The organism is Burkholderia sp. 28_3 (assembly GCF_003253915.1).
GTDB lineage: Bacteria > Pseudomonadota > Gammaproteobacteria > Burkholderiales > Burkholderiaceae > Burkholderia > Burkholderia cenocepacia.
Genome location: NZ_QKZF01000069.1, coordinates 1,644 through 3,011, shown reverse-complemented (window position 1 = coordinate 3,011; position 1,368 = coordinate 1,644). Strand labels below are relative to the sequence as shown.

Here is a 1,368-nt window from a genome sequence, read left to right as displayed (position 1 = left end):
CAGACTTGTTATAGGATCAAGCCTTACGGGCAATTAGTATCAGTTAGCTGAACGCATTACTGCGCTTACACACCTGACCTATCAACGTCCTGGTCTCGAACGACCCTTCAAGGGGATCTAGTCCCCAGGGATATCTCATCTTAAGGCGAGTTTCCCGCTTAGATGCTTTCAGCGGTTATCTCTTCCGAACATAGCTACCCGGCGATGCCACTGGCGTGACAACCGGTACACCAGAGGTTCGTCCACTCCGGTCCTCTCGTACTAGGAGCAGCCCCCTTCAAATATCCAACGCCCACGGCAGATAGGGACCAAACTGTCTCACGACGTTTTAAACCCAGCTCACGTACCTCTTTAAATGGCGAACAGCCATACCCTTGGGACCGGCTACAGCCCCAGGATGAGATGAGCCGACATCGAGGTGCCAAACACCGCCGTCGATATGAACTCTTGGGCGGTATCAGCCTGTTATCCCCAGAGTACCTTTTATCCGTTGAGCGATGGCCCTTCCATACAGAACCACCGGATCACTATGACCTGCTTTCGCACCTGCTCGACTTGTCGGTCTCGCAGTTAAGCACGCTTATGCCATTGCACTATCAGCACGATTTCCGACCGTACCTAGCGTACCTTCGTACTCCTCCGTTACGCTTTGGGAGGAGACCGCCCCAGTCAAACTGCCTACCATGCACTGTCCCCGACCCGGATCACGGGCCAAGGTTAGAACCTCAAACAAACCAGGGTGGTATTTCAAGGACGGCTCCACCGAAACTAGCGTTCCGGTTTCATAGCCTCCCACCTATCCTACACAGATCGGTTCAAAGTCCAATGCAAAGCTACAGTAAAGGTTCATGGGGTCTTTCCGTCTAGCCGCGGGTAGATTGCATCATCACAAACACTTCAACTTCGCTGAGTCTCGGGAGGAGACAGTGTGGCCATCGTTACGCCATTCGTGCAGGTCGGAACTTACCCGACAAGGAATTTCGCTACCTTAGGACCGTTATAGTTACGGCCGCCGTTTACCGGGACTTCAATCAAGAGCTTGCACCCCATCATTTAATCTTCCGGCACCGGGCAGGCGTCACACCCTATACGTCCACTTTCGTGTTTGCAGAGTGCTGTGTTTTTATTAAACAGTCGCAGCCACCAGTTTATTGCAACCCCTTCACCCTCCTGGCGCAGGCCAGTCAAGCTACAAGGGCGTACCTTATCCCGAAGTTACGGTACCAATTTGCCGAGTTCCTTCTCCCGAGTTCTCTCAAGCGCCTTAGAATACTCATCTCGCCCACCTGTGTCGGTTTGCGGTACGGTCATCGTTAGACTGAAGCTTAGAGGCTTTTCTTGGAACCACTTCCAATTGCTTCGCTCCCG

General features: G+C 52.8%; 1 rRNA gene (cut by a window edge). It reads right to left on the bottom strand.

Going from position 1 to position 1,368, the window contains the following annotated elements:
- Positions 1–12 precede the first annotated feature (12 nt).
- Positions 13–1,368, bottom strand: a 23S ribosomal RNA gene (locus DFS13_RS39575) (it continues 1,625 nt past the right edge of the window).